The sequence below is a fragment of the Sporosarcina sp. FA15 genome (genome assembly GCF_051550195.1).
Lineage (GTDB): Bacteria > Bacillota > Bacilli > Bacillales_A > Planococcaceae > Sporosarcina > Sporosarcina psychrophila.
In genome coordinates this window covers 1,731,024-1,755,113 of sequence record NZ_CP188818.1, presented here as the reverse complement: position 1 = coordinate 1,755,113, position 24,090 = coordinate 1,731,024, and the positions used below count along the sequence as shown (strand labels likewise).

23 protein-coding genes and 1 riboswitch are annotated in these 24,090 nt (G+C 39.3%); of the genes, 20 read left to right on the top strand and 3 right to left on the bottom strand.

Annotated features, from left to right (window positions below; translation table 11 throughout):
- Positions 1–17: 17 nt before the first annotated feature.
- The 6 genes from hpaD to ACP8HG_RS08520 all read left to right on the top strand — a co-directional run bounded on the left by hpaD (position 18) and on the right by ACP8HG_RS08520 (position 7,647).
- The gene (hpaD, locus tag ACP8HG_RS08545) at positions 18–1,001 is read left to right on the top strand and encodes a 3,4-dihydroxyphenylacetate 2,3-dioxygenase (protein ID WP_342539799.1); all 984 of its coding nucleotides are present in this window, start codon (positions 18–20) and stop codon (positions 999–1,001) included.
- Between the two features lie 323 nt (positions 1,002–1,324).
- Positions 1,325–2,311, top strand: a complete 987-nt coding sequence (locus ACP8HG_RS08540; protein WP_399632858.1) for an ABC transporter substrate-binding protein — start codon at positions 1,325–1,327, stop codon at positions 2,309–2,311.
- 791 nt (positions 2,312–3,102) lie between these two features.
- Positions 3,103–3,228, top strand: a complete 126-nt coding sequence (locus ACP8HG_RS08535) for a hypothetical protein (protein WP_338656246.1) — start codon at positions 3,103–3,105, stop codon at positions 3,226–3,228.
- Positions 3,229–3,331: 103 nt separating this feature from the next.
- Complete coding sequence (locus tag ACP8HG_RS08530; protein WP_067210563.1) at positions 3,332–4,669, top strand: gluconate:H+ symporter; 1,338 nt, start codon at positions 3,332–3,334, stop codon at positions 4,667–4,669.
- Positions 4,670–4,834: 165 nt separating this feature from the next.
- Positions 4,835–5,626: a VLRF1 family aeRF1-type release factor gene (locus ACP8HG_RS08525; protein WP_438298486.1), complete on the top strand. Its 792-nt coding sequence runs from the start codon at positions 4,835–4,837 to the stop codon at positions 5,624–5,626.
- A 200-nt stretch (positions 5,627–5,826) separates the two neighbouring features.
- The gene (locus ACP8HG_RS08520; RefSeq protein ID WP_342538586.1) at positions 5,827–7,647 is read left to right on the top strand and encodes a LysM peptidoglycan-binding domain-containing protein; all 1,821 of its coding nucleotides are present in this window, start codon (positions 5,827–5,829) and stop codon (positions 7,645–7,647) included.
- Between the two features lie 64 nt (positions 7,648–7,711).
- Here ACP8HG_RS08520 and ACP8HG_RS08515 read toward each other — a convergent pair whose 3' ends face one another.
- Complete coding sequence (locus ACP8HG_RS08515; protein ID WP_187045168.1) at positions 7,712–7,900, bottom strand: hypothetical protein; 189 nt, start codon at positions 7,898–7,900, stop codon at positions 7,712–7,714.
- Positions 7,901–8,718: 818 nt separating this feature from the next.
- Here ACP8HG_RS08515 and ACP8HG_RS08510 point away from each other — a divergent pair.
- The 11 genes from ACP8HG_RS08510 (at position 8,719) to ACP8HG_RS08460 (ending at position 18,018) form a co-directional block, all read left to right on the top strand.
- Entirely contained in the window at positions 8,719–8,883 is a 165-nt protein-coding gene (locus ACP8HG_RS08510; RefSeq protein ID WP_067210553.1) for an aspartyl-phosphate phosphatase Spo0E family protein, read from the top strand.
- A gap of 317 nt (positions 8,884–9,200) precedes the next feature.
- Positions 9,201–10,217, top strand: coding sequence for an ABC transporter substrate-binding protein (locus ACP8HG_RS08505; protein WP_187045167.1), 1,017 nt, complete (start codon positions 9,201–9,203; stop codon positions 10,215–10,217).
- Between the two features lie 18 nt (positions 10,218–10,235).
- Positions 10,236–11,288, top strand: a complete 1,053-nt coding sequence (locus ACP8HG_RS08500; protein ID WP_340742346.1) for an ABC transporter permease — start codon at positions 10,236–10,238, stop codon at positions 11,286–11,288.
- The gene (locus ACP8HG_RS08495; RefSeq protein ID WP_067210546.1) at positions 11,263–12,060 is read left to right on the top strand and encodes an ABC transporter ATP-binding protein; all 798 of its coding nucleotides are present in this window, start codon (positions 11,263–11,265) and stop codon (positions 12,058–12,060) included. The genes ACP8HG_RS08500 and ACP8HG_RS08495 overlap by 26 nt, the downstream gene beginning before the upstream one ends.
- A 152-nt stretch (positions 12,061–12,212) precedes the next feature.
- Positions 12,213–13,334: an NAD(P)/FAD-dependent oxidoreductase gene (locus ACP8HG_RS08490; RefSeq protein WP_438298485.1), complete on the top strand. Its 1,122-nt coding sequence runs from the start codon at positions 12,213–12,215 to the stop codon at positions 13,332–13,334.
- Between the two features lie 151 nt (positions 13,335–13,485).
- Positions 13,486–14,007, top strand: coding sequence for a YhcN/YlaJ family sporulation lipoprotein (locus ACP8HG_RS08485; protein WP_067210541.1), 522 nt, complete (start codon positions 13,486–13,488; stop codon positions 14,005–14,007).
- 230 nt (positions 14,008–14,237) lie between these two features.
- Positions 14,238–15,014, top strand: coding sequence for a hypothetical protein (locus ACP8HG_RS08480; protein WP_438298484.1), 777 nt, complete (start codon positions 14,238–14,240; stop codon positions 15,012–15,014).
- Between the two features lie 214 nt (positions 15,015–15,228).
- Positions 15,229–15,630, top strand: coding sequence for a hypothetical protein (locus ACP8HG_RS08475; protein WP_438298483.1), 402 nt, complete (start codon positions 15,229–15,231; stop codon positions 15,628–15,630).
- Positions 15,631–16,521: 891 nt separating this feature from the next.
- Positions 16,522–16,719 (top strand): hypothetical protein, encoded by a 198-nt coding sequence (locus tag ACP8HG_RS08470; RefSeq protein ID WP_067210533.1) that lies wholly within the window; start codon positions 16,522–16,524, stop codon positions 16,717–16,719.
- A gap of 129 nt (positions 16,720–16,848) precedes the next feature.
- A complete protein-coding gene (locus tag ACP8HG_RS08465) occupies positions 16,849–17,604 on the top strand; it encodes an exodeoxyribonuclease III (protein ID WP_438298482.1) in 756 nt (251 codons plus the stop codon).
- 132 nt (positions 17,605–17,736) lie between these two features.
- Positions 17,737–18,018 (top strand): VOC family protein, encoded by a 282-nt coding sequence (locus ACP8HG_RS08460; protein ID WP_338656828.1) that lies wholly within the window; start codon positions 17,737–17,739, stop codon positions 18,016–18,018.
- A gap of 157 nt (positions 18,019–18,175) precedes the next feature.
- On the opposite strand, the gene ACP8HG_RS08455 is transcribed toward ACP8HG_RS08460, so the two are convergent.
- Together ACP8HG_RS08455 and ACP8HG_RS08450 are read right to left on the bottom strand one after the other, a co-directional pair.
- Complete coding sequence (locus ACP8HG_RS08455) at positions 18,176–19,108, bottom strand: YsnF/AvaK domain-containing protein (protein ID WP_338656264.1); 933 nt, start codon at positions 19,106–19,108, stop codon at positions 18,176–18,178.
- Positions 19,109–19,528: 420 nt separating this feature from the next.
- Positions 19,529–20,731, bottom strand: coding sequence for a CynX/NimT family MFS transporter (locus tag ACP8HG_RS08450; RefSeq protein ID WP_342539798.1), 1,203 nt, complete (start codon positions 20,729–20,731; stop codon positions 19,529–19,531).
- A gap of 151 nt (positions 20,732–20,882) precedes the next feature.
- A riboswitch (purine riboswitch) is annotated at positions 20,883–20,984 on the top strand.
- Positions 20,985–21,138: 154 nt separating this feature from the next.
- Here ACP8HG_RS08450 and ACP8HG_RS08445 point away from each other — a divergent pair.
- The 3 genes from ACP8HG_RS08445 to ACP8HG_RS08435 all read left to right on the top strand — a co-directional run bounded on the left by ACP8HG_RS08445 (position 21,139) and on the right by ACP8HG_RS08435 (position 24,075).
- Positions 21,139–21,726 (top strand): xanthine phosphoribosyltransferase, encoded by a 588-nt coding sequence (locus tag ACP8HG_RS08445; RefSeq protein ID WP_338656266.1) that lies wholly within the window; start codon positions 21,139–21,141, stop codon positions 21,724–21,726.
- A complete protein-coding gene (locus ACP8HG_RS08440; protein ID WP_340742342.1) occupies positions 21,723–23,009 on the top strand; it encodes a nucleobase:cation symporter-2 family protein in 1,287 nt (428 codons plus the stop codon). Before ACP8HG_RS08445 ends, ACP8HG_RS08440 begins: the two co-directional genes overlap by 4 nt.
- A 331-nt stretch (positions 23,010–23,340) precedes the next feature.
- Entirely contained in the window at positions 23,341–24,075 is a 735-nt protein-coding gene (locus ACP8HG_RS08435; RefSeq protein WP_338656297.1) for a VWA domain-containing protein, read from the top strand.
- Positions 24,076–24,090: the final 15 nt, after the last annotated feature.

Sequence of the window (24,090 nt, the reverse complement as noted above, 5' to 3'; positions counted from 1 at the left end):
AAGGTATGGTGAACACGATGGATTTTTCAATCATACGGATCGCGAGAACGGTTCTTCATGTAGTAGATTTGCAGGCGTCTCGTAAGTTCTATGTTGAGGGATTAGGCATGATTGAAACAGAAAGTGATGAAAATCATATTTACTTAAGAGGTTTAGAAGAACATTCGCATCACAGTTTACTATTGAAAAAAGCAGACAAAGCCGTTGTTGAGGTACTTAGTTACAAAGTGGAAAAAGAACAGGATCTCGATGAAATTGAAAAGCTTTTCATCTCACTGGGTCTGAAAACAAAATGGGTAGCGAAAGGGGTACAACATGCACTTGGAAGAACCCTTCGAGTGCATGATATCTCAGGAATTCCATTAGAGTTTTTTGCGGAAATGACTATCGTTGACCGGATGTTGCAGCGTTATGATCTTTATCGAGGAGCGAAAATTCAAAGGATTGACCACGTAAACTGTGCAGTACCAGATGTTCAAAAAGCCTTTGATTTTTATGTTGATCACCTAGGATTCTCGTGTTCAGAGTATACGGATACTGAGGATGGGGACTTATGGGCAGCATGGCTTTATCGAAAGCCGACTGTTCATGATCAAGCATTCATGAGCGGTCCTGGACCAAAATTGCATCACTTTGCTTACTCATTAACAGATCGACTTAGCGTGCTCGATTGTTGTGATATTTTAGCGAGTATGGGCTATGCAGATTCAATTGAACGGGGACCCGGCCGCCATGGATTATCCAACGCCTTCTTCCTCTATTTAAGAGATCCAGATGGCCACCGCATTGAACTTTATACGGGCGATTATTTAACAAGCGACCCAGATTTAAAGCCGAAACGCTGGGATTTAAATGATCCACTTCGCCAAACATTCTGGGGTCACAAAGCACCGGATTGTTGGTTTAATGAAACAAGTACGTTCATTGATATTGAAACGGGTGAAGAAATAGAGTGTCAAGAACCATTATTAGCACAAAGACAACCAAAAATTATGGCTTAAGTACTGAACTAACCTATAGAACAATATGAAACACCTACGAAAATGTACCTGTTAACTTTTTCGTGGGTGTTTTTTGTATTGGAATGAACTAGCGATTACGAAACAATAAGAAGACCTACAAATTAAATTATAGCTTCAACTGGATTCGATTTGAACATGCTGGGAACTGGCCAATGCGAATAAATCTAATGTAAGCGCTTAAATATTCATAATGTTTGGAACCTTATTGACTATCAATCACAGGCAGTGTAGCATTATGAAAAATTAACTGTTAGAATCAAATTTTTACAAAATATGCAGGTTTAATTAAAGGAGGAAAAAGAATGAAGATTTATTTGAAGAAAATGGCGGTTGTCATTTTCGGTGCTGCATTACTACTTGGGGCATGTGGAGAAGGAGAGAAAAAAGAGTCGAGTGCTAATGGGGAAACAAAGAAATATAAAATAGGTGTCACGCAAATTGTAGAACATCCCTCATTGAATGCCGCTTATGATGGCTTTAAAAAGGCATTGGAAGATGCAGGGCTTGACGTGGAATATGTAGTTCAGAATGCACAAAATGACAATAGTGCTAACACAACAATTGCTACAAATCTTGTTAATTCGGGTGTAGACTTAATCTTTGCAAATTCGACACCCAGTGCACAAGCTGTAGCAAGTGCGACTCAAGAAATTCCAATCGTTTTCACATCAGTTACAGATGCTGTTGGTGCTGAATTAGTAGAGTCATTGGAAAGTCCGGGAGGTAATGTAACGGGCACGATTGATTTACATCCTGATGTCATTCCTCAAACATTGAAGTTCCTACAAGAACAATTAGGTGCGAAAAATGTAGGCATTATTTATAACGCGGGGGAGCAAAATGCACGCGTTCAAGTGGATAAGATTCATGAAGTAGTAAAAGATATGGATTTGACTATTGTTGAAGCACCTGTTGCCACATCAGCGGATGTAAAACAAGCGGTCGACTCATTGATTGGTAAAGTCGATTCTTTGTATATCATTAAAGATAACACGGTTGTTTCGGCGCTTGAAACTGTCACTTCAGTTGCGTTCGACAATAAACTACCCATGATGGTCGGGGAACTAGACTCCGTAAAACGAGGCGGTTTAGCAGCATACGGCTTTAGTTATCATGATCTCGGTTATGAAACAGGCCAAATGGCTGTGAAGATTTTAAAAGGAGAAAGCAAGCCCTCTGAATTACCCGTTCAAGTTCCGAAAAAATTAAAATTTGTTGTTAATGAAGATAGCGCATCTAAAATTGGTCTTGAGATTAAAGAAGAGTGGAAAGCTGAACTTAGTGAATAGATAGTTGGTTATTTTTCATATTTTCAGTTGTTATTTAGTTCTAGGTTCAAATTTGCTTATTAGCGATATAAAATGAAGCCGATTGCATATAGTGCAATCGGTTTTATTTTGTAGAAAAAACGGCGGATAATTTAATAACAGCAGGGTGCTTTAAGAAGTCTCACTATAATTCTCTTACCTTTAAAATATAGTGATTTCTTAAATTGAAAGGCCATTCTAAAATAATACTAGGCAGTATTGATCCAGTTCTAGGGAAATTCCTATTAAGTAAAAAGCGTCTCGAAGCTAGATGTTGGAAGGGCAAAAGTGGGGAATCACGAAGAGGAAATCTGCTATTCAGAATTAATGATTGATTTTGAATGCGCTTTCACTATATAATGAGAATACTAAATCGGTTTACTAAACCGATTTATTTAAACTACTATTAAAAAATAGGATATTTACTATCGGAAAGGGGAGTTTGTGTTGCCATATATTTATCTAGTATTTTTACGCAAGGCGAAGCTCTGATTACGTTTAATCCTTCTAGGGTGGGAGCCTTACGCTTTTTATGTCAAATTTATCACGAATTCGAATGTGTTATTTTAAACTTTTCTCGTAGCAAAAGTATCGACATGGCCGATGTGCGTTTTGTAGATGGTTACCCGAGAACTTTCGCTGATAAAGAAATTCGTGGGGAGGGTCCCGGCAAGATATTTTAATTTGAAAATGTTATTGAAAGCGTATACATTGAGTGGGGAATTTGAAATTAAGCCAGTAAACTATCCCAAATCATAACAAAAGGAGGACAAATGAAGATATCGAAATACTCGCTTCTTACTCAACTCACAGAAACTAAAGAAGTTGCCGTTATCCGGGAAAATGATGCAGAAGAAATTATCCAATCGACAAAAACTGCTATTGAAGGCGGCTTTTAAGCTAACCTATACAGCTCCAGATATACAATCATTGCGTAAATAGAATACGAATAATTAAAAAATATACATATTGGGGAAGAAAATAGGCTTGGGGGAAATGAATATGGAATGGATTATAAATTATTTGCCTATTATTTGGGTAGCTCTTGGAGTGGCTTTACTACTTTATTTGAACATTGTTGTAAAACTAAACAGTGTACTTGCTCTTTTGATCGTCGCGATACTGGTAGGTATTTTAAATGGTTTAACACTAGATGCAGTTGTCCTGTCGATCAAAACAGGTTTTGGCGGCACGCTTGGAAGTTTGGCAATCATTATCGGAATGGGTGCTGTACTTGGTAAATTGATGGTTGACTCCGGGGCTGCTCAACGCGTAGCTTCTACCTTATTAAACAAATTTGGAGTGAAAAATGTTGAGTGGGCAATATTAATTGTTGGAGCAATTTTCGGTATTTCGGTTTTTTACGAAGTTGCTTTCATCATTTTGGCTCCACTAGTAATTAGTATTGCTGTAGAAGCAAAAATTCCTTATTTACGTTTAGGGATTACTATGGTTGCCTCCGCGACAATGGCGCATAGTATATTCCCTCCACAACCGGGTCCAACTGCACTTGTTCAGGCATACGGTGCGGACATGGGTATGGTATATATATTGGGATTGGTTGTTGTCATCCCATCTGTTATTGCCGCGGGTATTATTTTACCTAGAATGCTACGTAATTTAGATCGTCCTGTGCCACCATTGTTGAAAAAGTCGAAAGAATTCACAGAAGATGAAATGCCTGGTTTTGCAATCAGTATAATTGTTCCATTGTTGCCAGCAATCATTATAACAACAGCTACTGTGATGGATCTATTTATTGAAAAAGGAACGATGTTCTACCAAATTATTAATTTCCTTGGCAGTGCCGAAATTAGTATGTTACTTGCGGTATTAGTTGCCATTTACGTATTCGGTACACGAAGAGGTCGAACAATGCCGGAAATCATGACTTCTTTTTCCGGGGCAATCGAGGGTATTGCGATGATTGTATTCATTGTTGGTGCCGGTGGTGCATTCAAACAAATCATTTTAGATACAGGAATTGGTGACTTTATCGCTGGAATGATGGAAAATACAAGTGTATCTCCGTTAATTATGGCATGGGTCATCACGGCAATGCTTCGTATTGCAACAGGGACAGGCGTTGTTTCTGCGATAACCGCTGCTGGAATCGTAGGTCCGCTTATTCATACGTTTGATGTGAATCCTGTATTAATGGTTTTAGCAACAGCCGCAGGAAGTAACACGATTACTCATGTAAATGACGCATCGTTTTGGTTGTTTAAAGAGTATTTTAACTTATCCATTAAAGACACATTCAAAACATGGGGCCTTCTTTTATTCACGAACTCGATTGTTGGTCTTGGTGTTGTATTACTACTTAGCTTATTTATTTAATGAAATGAAAAGCTGTCTTCAAAGTCCATGTGCAGAGGATTTTGAAAACAGCTTTTTCTAATCCATTATTAACTTGTAAATGTAAGTGTACTCACAATTCGTTTTAGACTAAGCACGTGAGGGTATGCTAATAGTGAATCGAAAATTAAGGAGGTTAATGTAATTATGTCATTAAGCAAAGAACTTAAAACCTTAAAAGACTTTCACTGTGATGACCGTTGTGTATTGAGTGTCTATTTAAACACTAATCCCGGTGATCCTGATCAACTAAACGGGGCATGGAGAATTCATTTGAAGAGTGGATTGAAGCGGATTGACGAATATATTAAAGCTTCCAATGATGAAAAGGAATTGAATGATTTTACTGAACTTAGAAAGAAAATTGAAAAAGAAGTCGAGGATAATAAGAATGATCTAAGCAAAGGCGTCGTGATTTTTGCATCATTAAACCCAGAATTATGGGCAGTTCATTATGTTCAAGTCCCGGTGAAAACAAGCTTCCACTGGGAAAACCACCCAGTCACTGAAGAGATGGAATATATGTACAAAGCATATCCGGAAGCGGGGATTATCTTGCCGAGCTTTGGGGAAGTACGCATTTTAGATACAGCAATGGGGGCCGTTATTGATGAAGCCACCTATGTATTCGACGCGAATTTGGAAGGATGGGGAAAAAGTCAGAAAAAAGATCCTAACGAAACACTAACCGGGGCTACTCGTGACGACGCCTTAGAACCACGTTTGAGAGAAAACCTTCAGCGGTTCTATAAAGGAATGGGTGAAATTGTTGGGAAATTGAAAAAGGAACGCGGCTGGCAAGAAATACATGTGTCGGGTGAAGCTGATTTAGCAAACGCTTTCGCCGAAACGTTGCGAGAAAAACCAGCAAGCTGCATCTATAAAAACTTGAATAATAGCAAACCGGCTGATGTGCTTCACCAAGTCTTTGAAAAGTAAATATGCGAAATTGGAAAAACGAATGGCTCTTTTATAAAAAGAGCCGTTCGTTTTTTTGTGCTTTCTACTTTGAATGAATGTCATAGTTAGAACATACCGCCCGCTAGACGAATAACCTAGGTGTGGGTAGAGCAATTGAATTCTGTTCACATTTAACTTGGGAAATTACGAGGTTGTCAAAATGGAAGGATGTGTTAGCGATGCAACTTTTTTATGTAGTTAGGACTGGCGACACATTAAATAACATAGCTAAGCGGTGGGAACTTCCAGTGAAATCCCTTATTGCCGCAAATAATTTAACGCAACCATATAGAATCACTATCGGGCAACAGTTGTCAATTCCACCTGGCGTCAATAAATACCGCGTTAAGTCGGGAGATTCCGTGTACCGGATTTCTCAAATGTATGGTGTTCCTGTTTCTTTGATTGTCGAAACAAATAGGCTAAGGCCACCATATGCCTTACAGGTAGGTCAGTTACTTGAAATCCCACCTGGTGTAGCTTATTACGTCGTTCAACCTCGGGACACATTGGTTCAGATTGCCAAGCGTTTCAACGTGACGACAGGTGGTCAAAGCAATCCTAAGTATTTACAGACGACCAACGAACTGCCATCCACAGCTCTAACTCCTGGAATGAAATTAAGTATTCCTTTCGCGCCTACCGCTGATCGAGGATTTCTTGCTTATACATCTGATCGCGGAGGGCAGTATGATATATGGGTGTATAATCCGCGGACCGGGAAAAATAGACAACTTACAAGTGGTTTAGGCGATGCACGCTCGCAACCAATTTGGTCGCCGGATAGCGGCCGAATCGCATTTGTTGGGAAGGATAGGATTATCTATGTTATTTATACAGCAACGGGTTTAATCGCTGGTATTGATCAGTTGGAAGAAGGGGGAGATTTCAGTCTGGGTTGGTCTCCAGACAGTTCAAGTTTAGCTTATGCGACCCGAGGAATGATTATACTGTATAACGCCACGTTGCATGCAGCGAAGACGATCAGGCAACCTGGTGCATCAGAAGTGAGCTGGTTTCCGAGTGGCACGGAATTAATGTTTCAAGCTCTGGATGCATCAGGTATAAGTCAGCTATTCAGCAGTGATACAAATGGAATGGCTAAAAAGCAAATTACTAGAAATACGAACGGTCCTCTTCATGATGCGCGTCTATCACCCGATGGTAGCTTTGCTCTCTATACAACACCAGGTGCAAGTGTTTCAATTATTTACACTGTGGAGCTTGCTACAGGTGTTGTGCATGAAGTGAAAGGGGGACCAGATGGGAAAAACTATTTCCCGGAATGGTCACCTGATTCTTTACGAATCGCGTATAGTGCGACCGCATCTGATGATAGAGGCTATTTTACGCAAATAAGAACTGTGGAGCGACTTGGGAATGATGATCGGATATGGGCGATTTCGAATTGCTTTTCGACACCAGTTACTTGGTCGCCTGACGGAAGAAAAATTGCATACCTTTCTGGGTGTAAAGAGCAGGAATTTGCCAATGAGCTGTGGGTGCTTGATCTAACCCATCCTGTCCCAATTAGGCTCATTGAAGACGTGACTATCACGTCAGTGCAATGGTCGCCAACACCGATTATGGATTTGTCAAAAGCGGAATTTACGAACGAGACTTTTGACGTTAACTTTCAATATCCCGCAAGTTGGCATAGGGTAAACAATGAAAGATACGAAGGCGATGATGGCTTTTTTCAGATTTCAGCTCTTTTGGGATCCGATTCGATCGACAAGGTATGCCATGACGAAGCTTTTCAAAAACTAATGCCCTATGGCTCGGCGCCTCGAATAATAAAATCACAAAACCCATATGAACAGTCATGCACTATTTTACCTTCTGCCGATCAACCAGCTGAAATGAAGGGGCAGGCAGCCTTTATCGCAAATTATCCGAGTCCGATAATGATTGATGGAATATCTTATAATTACTTTATATTATGGGCGGATAAGGAACATATTGATGGAATTTCCTCAACTGTTTTGTTTTTGCCGTAGGGTACTTCGAAAAAATAACCACTAGGGTTGGTTACTCCTAGTGGTTTTCAGTAAATATTTTCTATTATTTATAAGTCTTTTCCGATTCACTCTTTTGTCTGTCGTTTTGTGTCATCGGTTCATGCTTCGGATTTAAGTTTCCGAGTTCGGCTAACTCAAGCGAAATTTCTTCTTTCATTGTATTCGATTTTAATTTTTGATGTTTCGATGGGGTTGATTTGTTGGTAGTTCCTTTTGGATTATCTTTTGTCATAATAAACCCTCCATTTCAATAAGTGTATTCTACGTTAATATGGCTTCAAAACCGATTTCAATTCGTATTAGCTGTGAAGAAATTTATTGAGACGAAAAAAGCATGATCCATGAAGGACCATGCTTTTTCATTCCCCTATGAAAGGGGTGCACTCGGAAAATTTGTTTTTTCCATGATACAAACTGTTTTTACTGACGATTATTTAATACTCGTCTTTCAGCTTGATAAGCCTGACGTGCGCCGCCACTTTTGGCAAAGCTGTCAGTATTCAAATTGCACTTAAACAAAAAAAGTAACGCTTACTGCTTGGTCTAAAACTTCGTGATTAACCTGTATTACTTAGTTAAAGCCTTAATTATTCATCCATACTGCGGATGAATAGCTAAGTGTTACACAACTTAACTCTAAATCAGGTGGTTCTCATCGAATGTAACTAGTCGCCAGTAAAGCAAATTTTCCGCCAAGGCTGTGCATTTCATCCTTAGAAGTTACTTGTAGGTTACTCGTCTACGAATAGCTTCTTCAGGTTGTTTCACCTTGTAATCTATCTATACCCAGCTGAATATGATGTAAACCATTTTAAGTGAAATAGTTAAAAATACAACCAATTTACAAATGAAAACATGTTTAAAGCGTTAAGAATCAACTAATACGACTTATATTCCTATGACTTGTGACAAATTTATGAATTAATGTAATCTTGACTTAATACGACATTTTTTTTAAACATGATGTTGTACGATGAACTAGTTGCTTCCGAACCTACTAGATAAAGAGCGCATAATTTGAAGCCGAATATATTATATGGAGGAAGATTTGTGAAAAGGCTACTGAATGAAAAGGCGTTGTTGTTTCAAATTGGGATTAAGAGAAAAGTCATGTATAGAAAAGCAAAAACTTTCGGATATACGCATCCCCTTGTTGTCGCGTGTAGTCAAGAATTGGATGAGTTAATTAATAGATATCAAGAAAAAGTATCGTAATAAATGAAGTAATTACTCAGCTCAAATGCGGATTATCCCTAATTGTGTAGAAAAACGGTCAAAACTCCTTCGGCGGGTATTGGTCGTTTTTTTGTACGTAAAAATGAACCAAGTAATTCGTTGAGTTTTTATACATTAAAATGAATCGTTAATAATTAAAAAACAAAAAACACTATTTAGAAAATGTAAGCGCTTCAATGTTTAGAATACTTAAAATTCCATTGACTAACATTTGCAAACAGTGTATTGTTACGAATAATTATCGTCGTAAAGACAAGTCTATTTAAGAAGGCGATAATGAAAAAGGGGGAACAAAAATGAAAACAAATTGGTTAAAGTATGCAGTGGCATTATTTAGCGTTATTTTCATCCTTGCGGCATGTGGAGAAAACAAAGCAGAGAATGCATCCAAGCCATCAAATGATGAAAAAGAGCAAGGAACTAATGAAGAAACGAAGAAATATAAAATTGGTATGACTCAAATTGTCGAGCATCCATCTTTGAATGCTGCGGCAGACGGATTTAAAAAAGCATTGGCTGATGCAGGTCTTGACGTGGAATACGTTGAGCAAAATGCTCAGAATGATAATAGCTCTAATACAACGATAGCTAATAACTTAGTCAGTTCCGGCGTTGATTTAATTTTTGCGAACTCGACGCCTAGTGCACAAGCAGTCGCAGTAGCGACACAAGAAATTCCAATTGTATTTACATCGGTAACAGATGCTGTTAGTGCTGAACTAGTTGCTTCAATGGAAAGTCCAGGTGGCAATGTGACTGGGACAATTGATAATCATCCTGAAGCAATTCCATCAACGATGAAGTTCATGAAAGAAGAATTAGGCGTTAAAAATGTTGGAATGGTCTTTAACGCTGGAGAGCAAAACTCACGTTCACAAGTTGATGCGGTTAAAGAAATATTAAAAGATATGGATATGACTGTAAAGGAAGCGCCAGTTGCAACATCCGCGGATGTGAAGCAAGCTACTGAATCATTGATTGGTAAAGTAGATGCTTTCTACATTATTACAGATAATACGGTTGTGTCAGCACTTGAATCGGTGATAGATGTTGCGAATGCCAATAAGATTCCGTTGTTAGTCGGTGAGTTCGACTCCGTAAAACGCGGTGGTTTAGGCGCATATGGATTTGAATTTTACGATATAGGTTTTGAAGCAGGTCAAATGGCTGTTAAGATCTTAAAAGGCGAAAGTAAACCGGCTGACTTGCCCGTTCAAATTCCTCAGAACTTAAAATTTGTTATAAATAAAGCTACAGCTGATACACTTGGTCTTGATATCAAGGACGAATGGAAAGCTGAATTAAGCGAATAAATTAGGAGATGATTCTGTATGTTTAGTGCTATATTCGGCTCTGTGGAGCAAGGAATCATCTATGCAATCATGGCACTCGGTGTGTACATCACATTCCGGGTGCTAGATTTTCCCGATCTAACGGTTGACGGAAGTTTTGTAACAGGGGCAGCGGTTGCAGCCACGATGATTGTCTTTGGGTATCATCCGTTATTCGCAACTGGAGTCGCCATTGTTATTGGATTTATTGCCGGTTGTATTACGGGTCTTTTACATACGAAAGGAAAGATTAATCCATTACTTGCGGGTATCTTGATGATGATTGCCTTGTACTCTATCAATTTAAGGATTATGGGGATGACGTCGGATAGTTCTGTTGGACGTCCCAATATTCCTTTGTTAAATGCAGAGACGTTGTTTAGTAAATTCTATGTATTTTGGAGTACGCTTGGCATTGATGAGTCAATCAATCAATTCTTCAGCATGCTAGGCGTTACATACTTACCTTCTACATGGGGAACGTTATTTTTAATGATTATAGCTACATTGCTTATTAAAGTCGTTGTAGATTGGTTTTTACAAACAGAAATCGGGCTTGCAATACGGGCAACTGGTGATAATAAGAAAATGATTCGCAGCTTTTCAGCGAATACAGATACTCTTGTAATCCTAGGGTTAGGCCTATCTAATGGGCTTGTCGCTTTTTCTGGTGCATTGATTGCTCAGTACTCGAAGTTTTCCGATATCGGTATGGGAATCGGTATGATTATTATCGGACTAGCTTCTGTTATTATTGGTGAAGCAATCTTTGGTACAAAAACAATTATGCGAACAACACTTGCAGTGATTGCAGGTGCTATTATTTATAGAATCGTATTGGGTCTTGCACTTCGAGTAGAATTTCTCGATACAGGAGACATGAAGTTAATCACCGCCGTTATTGTTATAGCTGCACTTATTTTACCGCAATACATTGATAAAAGACGGGAAAATAAGAGGAAAGCGAAACGTCATGCCGAACGATTAACAACTTATGATCAAGTATTAAACAAGGGAGGGAATGCAATTGCTGAAACTCCAACAGATAAATAAAGTATTTAACGAAGCGACTCCCGATGAAAAAATCGCACTTGATCAAATCAACTTACATTTGAAAAAAGGAGATTTTGTAACTGTCATCGGCAGTAATGGTGCGGGGAAATCAACAATGATGAATATGATTTCAGGAGCACTTACGCCTGATTTCGGTGTCATTGAAATCGCGGGTAAAAATGTTGTGAAACTGCCTGAATATAAACGTTCGGTAATGATCGGCAGAGTATTCCAAGATCCAATGGCAGGAACCGCTCCTTCTATGACAATTGAAGAAAACCTAGCAATGGCGTACTCGCGCAATAAAACACGCGGATTACGTAAAGGTGTTCACAAGAAACGTCGTGAACTATTCCGGGAATCACTAGAAACACTTCATTTGAACCTAGAGGATCGATTGAATGCCAAGGTAGGTATGCTATCAGGTGGGGAGCGTCAAGCACTCTCTTTGTTAATGGCTACTTTTACACAACCGTCCATTTTGCTTCTTGATGAACATACAGCGGCCCTTGACCCATCAAGGGCGGAATTGATCACGAATCTAACGAAACAACTTGTAGAAAAGGATCAATTGACAACGCTGATGGTCACACATAATATGCAGCAAGCAATGGATTTAGGCAATAGGCTCATTATGATGGACAAAGGGCAAATCATTTTGGAAGTTGAAGCTGAGGAAAAGAAGCAGTTGACGATCGAAAAGTTAATGGCCGAATTCCAACGCATTCGCGGTGAAAAGTTAAACAGTGATGCCGCGTTGTTATCTGTGTGAAGTGAATAAGGATAAAACACCACAACTCGACATGGTTGTGGTGTTTTTTATGGAGTTGCGGGTAAATTCGACAAAACCATGTTAATCGGTCAAAATTCAGTATAAGAACTGGTATGATTAGAATAAACTCAAAGTGGAAAAGGTGTTTTATAATGAAGAAATTTATCATCATAGGCTCAGGAATTTTAGGAGCGTCGACAGCGTATCATTTAGCCAAATCTGGAGTTAAAGTGACAGTTATAGATCGTCAGGACGCGGGGCAGGCGACGGATGCGGCAGCGGGCATTATCTGTCCATGGCTATCCCAACGGAGAAATAAAGCTTGGTACGCCCTTGCGAAAGGCGGGGCGGCATATTATACGTCACTCATCCAACAGCTTGAAGAAGACGGAGAAACGGAAACGGGGTACCGACGCGTTGGTGCGGTCAGCTTGCACACGGATGCTGTCAAACTCGAGAAAATGAAAGAACGTGCGGTAAAAAGACGAGAAGATGCACCTGAAATTGGCGATATCCGTCAATTGAATGCAAGTGAAACATCGGCTTTATTTCCGCCGCTTTCTGGGGAATATGAATCTATTCAAATTAGTGGAGCGGCTCGTGTAAACGGGCGAGCTTTACGAAATGCGTTGGTCAGTGCCGCAAAAAAACATGGTGCAGTGTTCGTAAATGGGTCTGCAGCACTTATTGCTACAGACAAAGTTGTCACGGGAGTTCAAGTAGAAAATCAACAGTTTTTAGCGGATAAAGTCATAGTCACTGCCGGTGCATGGGCGGCAGAATTAATTGAGCCGTTAGGCATTCATCTACAAGTGAGTGCTCAAAAAGCACAAATCGTCCATCTACAACTTGAAAAAACACAAACCACCGAATGGCCAGTCGTCATGCCACCAACTGACCAATACATTCTTGCATTTGATGATGGAAAAGTAGTCATTGGAGCAACGCATGAAGATGATAAACAGTTTGATATGCGCGTTACTGCTGGAGGCTTGCATGAGGTATTAGGTAAGGCTCTAGCAGTCGCGCCAGGATTAGCAGACAGCGCTTTTACCGAGGTACGTGTAGGTTACCGTCCGTTTACCCCAGGTTTCCTCCCGATTATAGGAGAAGTTCCTGGAGCAAAAGGAATTTTACTAGCGAATGGATTGGGTGCTTCAGGACTAACTGTCGGACCTTTCTTAGGAAAACAACTAGCAAAATTAGCAATGAATGAACCGGTTGACATAGACCTTGAGTTGTATAAAGTTGTAAGTGCAATCAAAGCTGAGTAACAGTCGCCTGAATGTATTACTATAATTTACTTCATTCTCAAGCCGTTTTTCAGCTTGAGAATTTTTTTGGCATAAAATTTTAAAACGACTACATAAAAAAAGACAAACAGACCATGCTATCGTTACTGACAAATTTGAAGGAGGATTATCAATGACTAAGATGTTGCGTGTTTTGGCCACTTTGCTCGTCATTTTTTCTTTGATGGGTTGTGGAACGAAGAAAAATGAAGAAGTGAAGGACAATGCAGTGGGTACAGAAACAGAAACGGATGTAAACGATACTACCACCAACGGTACTACAAACGACTCGGCAACGGATACCAATCCAAATAGTGAAGGTAATCAAGAGCTGACGGTCGCTGATGATGTTGCTGATAAAATAGTGGAAATGGAAGAAGTGGAAAGCGCCAATGTCATCGTAACTGACACAAATGCTTATGTGGCAGTCGTGCTAAAAGAAGGAGCAGATGGTTCAGAGGTGACTGAGAATAAGATTGCGGATGAGGTCAGGTCGACTGATGCTAACTTTAAAAATGTTTATGTATCGATGAATCCCGATTTTGTAAAGCAAATGGACGAATATGGAACTAAGATTAGAGAAGACAAACCAGTGGAAGGATTCTTTGAAGAGTTTTCAGATGCGATGAAGCGAGTATTTCCTGACGCCCATTAAGCTATCCGTTTCAACTGTCTATTCAATAAAAGGCTCATCATTCTTCCAATGAATGATGAGTTTTTTTGATGAATAAACTATTTTCGGAATTACACTTCAAGTTCTCGCTAATGGACAGTTAAACCTGTTTATTTCTCGCATCGTGCTTATAAAAAGGATTAACAAGTAAGAAAAAGGGGAATACGAATAAAATCGAGTATTTTTTGTGGTTTATATAAGGAGAGAACTATATGAAATCAAAAAGAGTTAGCGTAATTGTCATTAGCGCTTTATTCATACTGGGTGGATGTTCATCAAGCGCAGATCAAGTTGTAGAGACACCAGATATTACCGAAACGGATACACCCGAAAAACAAATAGAAAGCCCCGAAACTAATCCTGAGCAAACACATGAAGAAATCTTAGCGCAGGTAACATCTGCTATAGAAACTGATGTGAAATTGATGTTGCCAGAGGATATTTTTGTAGGGAAAGGTTATCTGACGGCGACTACTGCATCGAGCAAAAATAATTACGAAGTAAATTTTTATGTCACAAATGTACCGATTCCTGTAAATGATCCTACCTTGCACGATGCACACCCTTATATGATTGTTAATGGGACAAGGTATGATTCAGCGGCTAGTGCTAAAGCGAAAATCAATTACCAACCCATTAATGATGGCGCTCAAAAAGTTGATTTGGGAAATGGCATTACGGGATACCAAGATGCGGGTGCAGGGAGTATTTTCCTTACATGGCATGAGGGGCGCTGGTCATTTTCGATGCGTAATCGGAATAGCGAAGCAGGAAGTGCGAAAATGAACGATTTGGCAAAAGAGATTGTCGCAAAGTTGGAAGACCAACTATTACCAGCGCCACAAAAGATCGGGGCTGCGATGTTTGATATGAATAGTGAGGGGGCAGCTGCGAATAGCTTTATGTGGCAGGAAGAGGAAGTAGTTTACGAGGTATATACGGTAGATCCTTTGTTACTTGTTGATACTGTAACAGACCAGATGAAGTAAGAATAGTGCTGAAGTCAAGACACCGCTCCAAGAGAAAAATGTAAACATTCTTCTCTTTAAATTAATGCTTCCTTGCCTGTGCTAAACACAATTTGAAGTTGTGTTCAGTACAGGCATTTTTCGTATTGCGAATTATTTTCCAAATTAAAGAGGTATTCCCACAACTATTGTGAATAAAATAGAATAACAAACGATAATTACGGGAGGAATAATTATGTTAGAGCCTTTTGAAAAGATGCCGCTTGGGTTCATTTTTATACCTGTGATGATGCTATTGTTAGCGTTCACAATACTAACTAATTTTAATTTGATTGGCTATCATTATAATTTAGATGAAAGTGCATCTTTCATAACGATTGAAGAAGGTTTTTTCAACAAAGAAAAATATAATATACAAATTAATGATGATAACACTATACAAATCTTACAAGAGGTAATGATTCCTGTTAATTCAGCAGAGCGTATATGGCAATCCGATTTGATTATAATCTCGTTATTTATCGGATTATTTGCATACATATTTCAATCAGCTGCAAGACAAAGAAAAACCTTTAACTGGTTCGTACAATTATATGTAGGCATGTCTTTTTGTTATCCATTTATTTACAAAAAATAATGGTGAGTAGGGGTTGGGGAAATCCATTTTCACGGGATCATTTCCGGTCCGCTTTCGGCGAAATATTCACGACACATTTATCGAGAGGCATGTGTGGCTAGAAGTGACTCCGTCACTTCTAGCCACACTATTTTCGTTAATCCTGTTGCGAATAGTTGCCTGTCGCGTTCCTACAATATTTAAGTGAATAATGCAGTTGCTTGGAAAGAAAAGAATAGATGACTTTCTATAGGGGATGTAGGTGCCCGAAGATGCAATTTCGGGCACTCTAGTACGTTGTAAAATGCGTTCCTTGCTTACTTTTAGCAAAGAGTATGCTCCTAATCATGTGATACCTTATAGAAAGTGACACTTCTTTACTTAAAAAAGAAAAAACCATATAGAATGCATCAGCCGCCAAAATTGCATCTTTGGCGGCTTTTATCCAGGTAGATGCCCCTCTATTCTTTCGTCTCAAAAAGTTTTAGCACTTCGTATACTTATGCATTTGGAGCGCGATGGATGAAGGACCACCATACGATTATCGGGAAAGAAATGTAGTGATGCGACAAAGTCGCATCACTACATTTCTAGACATCTCGATAATCGTATAGAAGTCTTTATATCCAAAGCAATCCAAAGTCAACTTTACACGTAGCGCCTAGTAGTTAATCATGTTATTCACTGGTTACTTTGGTTAATCAACAGACGTGATATGTAGTATGTCTTATCTTCTTTATAACATGGAATATTAGTGTCCATAGCGAGATACTAGAGAACATAGGGGAGTTCAATAAACGAGGTTTATAGATCCCGAACAAAGCCGTTGAGATTTGTTTATTAATGAAAAAATGAAACCAATTTGAGTAAGTAACGTATAGTAAGTTAAATCAAAAAATGGGAGGAATACATATGAACGGACAAGATGAATGGGAAACCAATCTGGACAAAGAAATGATAGCGCTGAAAGCCAAAATAGATCATTTGGAGAATGAAATCAAGGAAATGGAATTTCTTGTGCCAAAACCATTTATCACCTCGGAACAAATCGGGCAGATTGGCAAATTTCTATTAGGAGCAATCGTTCTAATCGGAATTTTTTGGCGATGAATGAACCAACTAGGCTAGCTGTAGCAGAATTTTCGTTTTTAATAAGTGGAAAATTGAACGTATGTTCTTTTGTGCTATAGTAAGAATGGAAAGAGAATTCGCAGAGGTTAATCAAAGGAGTCAATCTATATGAAATTAGTATCATGGAACGTCAACGGATTAAGGGCATGTGTTAGTAAAGGTTTCTTAGAATACTTTGAAACGGTGGATGCAGACATCTTCTGTGTACAAGAGATAAAACTGCAAGAAGGTCAAATTGATTTACAGTTGGATGGTTATCATCAATATTGGAATTACGCACTAAAAAAGGGCTATTCAGGTACGGCTGTATTCACGAAAGAAAAACCATTGACTGTGAAATACGGTGTAGGCGATTTAGATGCTCAAGAAGAGGGACGGATTCTTACGCTTGAGTTCGCGCAGTTTTATTTAGTAAACGTCTATACGCCAAACTCGCAGCGGGATTTGGCACGATTGCCATTTCGCTTGGAATGGGAAAACGACATGCGTGACTACTTAAAGAAACTGAATGATATGAAACCAGTCATTCTATGTGGTGATTTGAATGTCGCGCATCAGGAAATAGATGTACGAAATGTGAAATCGAACATCGGTAATTCGGGCTTCACCAGTGAGGAACGCGGAAAGATGACGGAGCTATTAGGGGAAGGATTCATCGATACGTATCGGTATTTCAATCCAAATCTAGAAGGAGCATATACTTGGTGGTCGTACATGAGTAAGGTTAGGGAGCGGAATATTGGATGGCGGATTGATTATTTCATAGCCTCCAAACAATTGGAATCTCTATTGAAAGATGCTACCATCCATCCACATATACTCGGCAGCGACCATTGTCCGATTGTTTTAGAACTTGATTTATAAATAAAGATGTTAGGGGAAATAACTTATAGGGACTACCGACCAAAAATAACGACGTTGCTTATCTTTGCTTATGATTGAAGGAAATGCACAAAATGCCATGAATTTTTACACAGCTATTTTGATGAATCGGAAATTCTAAATGTAGTCCATCAAGAAAACGACATGATCATGCACGCCACAATCACAATAAAAGGACAGGCGTTCATGTGCATCGACAGTTCTATCAACCAAGAATTCACATTCACTCCTTCCACTTCATTGTTTGTGGCATGTGACACGGCAGCGGAAATTGGTCGGCTTTTTGAACAGCTATCACAGGATGGACGAGTCCTGATGCTGCTTTCTGAAACGCCGGTCAGTGACAAGTTTGGTTGGGTAGGGGATAAATTCGGCGTCACCTGTCAATTGAACTAACCAAAAAAGTGATGGAAGTCAATCCGGAAAACGAAAAGGAGCTTGCTTAAGTAGATCATCTACTTAAGCAAGCTCCTTTTTAAAGGAATAAGAAAATATCTGTTTTTCAATCTGGAGCAGTGTCTAGACTCCAGGCGCCTTACGGTTTTCTTAATTATTAAAATCGTTTCCGGTCGATTAAAGAATCATTATTTAATTCATTCCGCTCAAATGGATTTGTATCCAATGAATGTATGGCCGTCCCATCACGTTCATCTAGTACTGCATCGGTCCGGTCGATATCCGCTTCTTCACGGCGCACGGTTTCGTTAACCGTTTCTGTATCATGAACTTCACGTTTGCCAACGACGATTTCTTCACTAACGACAGGACGTTTTGTCACTTCAACCCGCTCTTCCATAACAGGTATATGAATATTTTCACCATCATCAAACACTTCTCCGGCAGCAGTCTCTTCAGTTACTGCGCGTCGTTCAATGTACACTTCTTCACGTGTGACGGGCACTTCTACCGTTTGTGTCTCTTCGACAATGTGCTTACTGACGTTCACTTCACCCGCCTGATAGCGTTCTTTGTCGACATTGAGCTTCTCTTCGTGCAATCTTAGATGTTCTTCCTGTTCTGCATCTGTTCCTAACCCTAACCCTTGGCTGTTCATTGCTAGATTGGGATTATCATAATCATCAACAACAAGATTTGAGCCGATATTAGGATCTGTATAACCTGCTTGATATTCCGTTCCTTGATTTCCATAGAGATTACCGTATTCCTGGTCCACGTATAGAAGAATTCCGCCAGCTTTGACTTCATTGAAATAACGGTTGGATTCTTCGTCGGTGAAGCCCATGTTAGTGAATGCACCTTTGACGGGTTCATCTCCGCTCAGGAAAGCGATGAACTTGTCCATCCAGTTACCTTCAGGCGATCGGAGATCCACATCAGTTTCTCCTCGGATAATCGATAATGTATCTGCATCATTCGTCACAATATAAATATCGTTTTCAGTATAACCTTGCGCTTTTAACTCATCAATCTTATTCAAGACTTGGGTTTCATTATGGAATGTACCTACAAACTTTTTGTCAGCCATTTCAAATTGCCTCCTAAGATTTTTATAGTGTTAGTGCTAGTCTTTAAAATACCCAGCTTTCAAATAATAAAACCTATCCGCAATTTGCTGCTGAAGCATATTGAATTCACGTTAACGATTACCTGTTGAACCCATTTGATTAGTAGCAACTGATGCAAAAATGAAAAGAATGAAAGAGAACTTTATCAATTTGCCTCGTAAAAACGGCAAGAACTCTAGGGGAGTTGTCTGTATTTGATTTATAGTTGGGTTAGTATTAACTGCTATTTTGATAGAGAGGTTCTTTTGATAGCCCAGTAGAATAAAGAGGAGAAGGTCAAAACGGATGTTGTAGCCGAGTAAAAAAATGATAACTTGAAAAAGGCTGTAAACCAATATTGGTTTACAGCACTTTTTTGGTAGTAGAAGATTTCTAAGCACCTACTCTGGAGTAACGAAGGTGTTTTTCCCTGCTTTCAAGCCTGATAGGAGGACAATTAAAGATGCAATGATAATAATCAGCATCGGCACTGTCCAACCTGATGTGAAATCGTGTAATAATCCGAAGAGTACTGGTCCAACCGCCGCAAGTAAATAGCCGAAGGACTGTGCCATACCTGATAGATCTGCAGCTTCATGTGGTGTCCGTGTGCGTAATGAGAAGAACATCATTGAAAGTCCAAATGCTGCGCCACCTGCAATTCCAATCAAAATCATAAAGAGTGGAACAAGTGCAGTTGTGCCTGCCATGATACCGCCATAGCCCAAGAGGTATAATAGTGCGACACCCGCTACAATCCAGCGCTGATCTTTTACTTTTCCTGCTAGAATCGGAACGATGAATGTCATTGGTAATTGCGCAAATTGCAAGAGGGAAACCATCCATCCAGCACTATCTGGACTTATTCCTTGCGTTTTTAACACCTCAGGCATCCATGCGGAAGTTGTATAAAATATCAAAGATTGGAACCCCATAAAGAAGGTAACACTCCAAGCCAATTGAGAACGCCATAAAGAGGGTGATTTGGCCTTTTCCAAATGAACATCCAATGAATTTGGTGATTTCTTGTTTTTAAGTTGCGGGAGCCAGACGAGTAGAGCGATAAATGCTAGCAACGCCCAAACTCCTAATGCGCCTCTCCATCCAAACTGTGTATTATGAGAAAGTGGTGCACTGACGCCAACCGCGATGGCTGCGGATAAATTCATAGAGACCGAATAAATACCGGTAATGAGACCCATATGCAGTGGAAAGTTGAGTTTTATTAGACCTGGTAATAAGACATTTCCAAATGCAATGGCAAGTCCTATTAGGAAAGTGCCAATGAGCAAATTAGGTGTTGTGCCTAGAGAACGAGTAATAATACCTGCTGTCAATAAAATGAGTGATACAAATAATGTCAGTTCCATTCCGAAGCGACGTGCAATTTTCGGAGCGAACGGTGAAATAAGTGCAAAAGCGAGCAGAGGAATGGTCGTTAGGAATCCCGCTAATACATTTGAAATGGCCAAACTGTCTCTAATGGAAGAGATTAATGGTCCGACAGATGTTAAAGGCGACCGAAGTGTGGACGCGATGAAAATGATTCCGATAAGAAGAAACCATGTATTTCGTGTGAATTTTAATTTTTTATTTGTATTCATGGAATGTGGATTGGTCAAGATAATGCCCCCAAAGTCTGCTTATTTCATCTACAATAACACATTCACCGCACATAGTACGTTCATTGAATTGAATGAATCATTATTTAACTTTTGAGGATGTTGAAATCTGAAATTCCCGTGCTATACTAATAACATTCTAATAGCATTCGCTCATATAATAGCGGGAATATGGCCCGCAAGTATCTACCGATTTACCGTAAATAAATCGACTATGAGAAGCAACGAATTGAAAAAGTCGTACTCATTTAATTGGGTATGTCTCTTTCTTTTCCATTCAGCAAATAAGCCTGAATGACATTGCTCCTCTCATGGTTTGATTGGATGCATGGTCATAGGGCTTATTTTTGTGGCTCTTGATTGTGAAAACAAGAAGGAGGAAAAATAAAATGAAATTGTTAAAAGATAAAATTGTAAAAGACGGTAAAGTATTATCGAATCAGGTGCTAAAAGTAGATTCATTTTTGAATCATCAAATCGATCCACCTCTTATGCAGGCGGTTGGGGAAGAATTTGCAACACGATTTAAAGATGCGGGAATAACAAAAATTCTAACGATTGAATCGTCGGGTATTGCTCCATCAATGATGGCGGGCTTGATACTAGGGGTACCGGTAATTTTTGCACGTAAAAGGAAATCATTAACGTTAGTGGACCATTTGTATACGGCGAGTGTCCATTCATTCACAAAAAAAGAAACAAATGATATTTCCGTTTCAAAAGATTTCATTACAGCACAAGATACAGTCTTACTCATCGATGACTTCCTTGCAAACGGACAAGCTGTACTTGGGTTGCTAGATATCATTGAGCAAGCTGGAGCAAAGTTGGCAGGCGTTGGTATTGTTATCGAAAAAGGTTTCCAACCTGGTGGGGCGCTCATCCGTGAACGCGGCATCCGTGTAGAGTCACTTGCGAATATTGCTTCACTCGAAAATGGGCAAGTGACATTTATTGAGGAGGAAACTTCCAAGTGAGCAATCCACTTAAGTCAACTGCTTTAGGGCTCCAACATGTTTTGGCGATGTATGCGGGGGCGGTCCTCGTACCATTAATCGTCGGTAATGCACTGGGCCTAACTTCTACACAACTGACTTATCTTGTTTCCATCGACATTTTAATGTGTGGGATTGCAACGATTTTACAAATTATGAATAACCGTTTCTTCGGAATCGGATTGCCCGTTGTATTAGGCTGTTCGTTTACAGCGGTAGCCCCGATGATTGCGATTGGCACCGAGTCTGGAATTCCCGCTATTTATGGGGCAATTATCGTATCGGGACTTTTCGTCATTGTTATTAGCCGTTTCTTCGGTATGCTTGTACGATTTTTCCCTCCAGTTGTAACAGGTTCTGTCGTTACGATTATCGGTATTACGTTGATACCCGTAGCTATTAACAATATGGGTGGGGGACAAGGTGCAAGTGATTTCGGTTCATTGTCAAATATAGCATTGTCTTTCGGAACGTTGCTTTTTATCCTCCTAGTCTTCAAGTTTTCCACTGGTTTTATGCGGGCTATTTCCATCTTACTCGGCTTGGTTGTCGGGACTGTTGTTGCTACGTTTATGGGGAAAGTTGACTTCTCGGCCGTTCGGGATGCAGCCTATTTCCATATGGTTGAGCCTTTCTACTTCGGTATGCCGACTTTCGAATGGCCTGCTATCGCGACAATGATACTTGTTGCAATGGTATCCCTTGTTGAATCAACAGGCGTTTACTTTGCGCTAGGTGATATTTGTGAGCGTGATATAAAGAAAAAAGATCTTGAAAAAGGGTATCGTGCGGAAGGTATTGCCGTTTTACTAGGCGGTATTTTCAATGCATTTCCGTATACGACGTTTTCACAAAATGTCGGTTTAATTCAAATGTCGGGTGTCAGATCACGAAAAATCATTTTAATCGCGGGTATTATGTTGATTACGCTCGGTTTTGTTCCAAAAATCGCAGCTTTCACAACAATCATTCCAAATGCAGTTTTAGGCGGCGCGATGATCGCAATGTTCGGAATGGTCGTTTCCCAAGGAATTAAAATGTTGAGCAAAATCATTAGTGATTCTCAAGAGAATTCTATGATCATTGCTTGCGCAATCGGAATTGGCCTTGGCGTGACTGTCGTACCTGAACTTTTCGCACAATTCCCTAAAGGTCTTAAAATTTTGACTAGTAACGGTATTGTCGCGGGAAGTGTCACTGCGATTGTGTTGAATATACTCTTTAATATGTTGCCTTCACGTAAGAAGAAATTTAAAACTGAATAAAATAGTCCACATGTTTTGATATGGACTATGATGTATGTCGCTCCTTAATCATTTAGATTAAGGAGCGACATTTTTTGTGTGAAAAATAATGCATCTGAGAGAAGTTAATAAGAAAAACAAACAACTACATTTATTTCTTGAAAAGCGGAAGTTAATCAGCGACACCATCTTGCTATCCATAAACTTATGGTACAATCAGTTGTAATTGTTGATGGATTAATGAGAATATTTAGATGTTGGTACTTTTTACGACTTCAGATTTTTTAATGAGAAAATAATAATTTTGTGTGGCATAAATTAACTATTAAAAAACGATAAGGAGCATGATTAAATGACAAACTTAATAGATTTAACTAAAAAAGCAGGTATTGTATTAGAGAAGAAGAAACTAACTGGTGTTGAAGCAGAAATCATATTAGCAATCGATCAATCGGGCTCAATGAGTTCACTATATAAGAATGGGACTGTACAGCAGATTGTAGAGCGTTTACTAGCCATTGGTATGAACATGGATGCTAATAAAGAAATTGATGTATTTCAGTTCAATAACGGTGCAAATTTTGTTGGTACAGCAACAGAAGCGAACCATGCAACATTTGTAAAGGACACTAAAATGACTGTAAGTGGTGGAACGAAATATGCTCCAGTTATGGAATTGATAGTGAGTAAATATGGAACTGCACTGAGTGGGAATCAAGAACCTGCTAAGAAAAGTTTGTTTGGTGGTTTATTCAGTAAGAAAGCAAAAGAAATTCCTATTAAGCCTGAACATCCTACTTTTGTACTCTTTATAACGGATGGGAATAACTCTGATAAAAGTGAGGCAACACGGATTGTGCGTGAAAGCGCAAATCAACCTATTTTCTGGCAGTTTGTTGGGATTGGTAAAGAAAAATTTGCTTTCTTGCAAAAGTTAGACGACCTTAAAGACAGGTATGTAGACAATGCAGATTTCTTTAAAATCAGTAATATTGCAAAGGTTTCCGATGAAGAGCTGTATGATAAGTTGCTTACAGAGTTTCCAGACTGGTTACTTCAAGTGAAAGCCAAGGGGATGCTAAGCTGATAAATTACATCTATT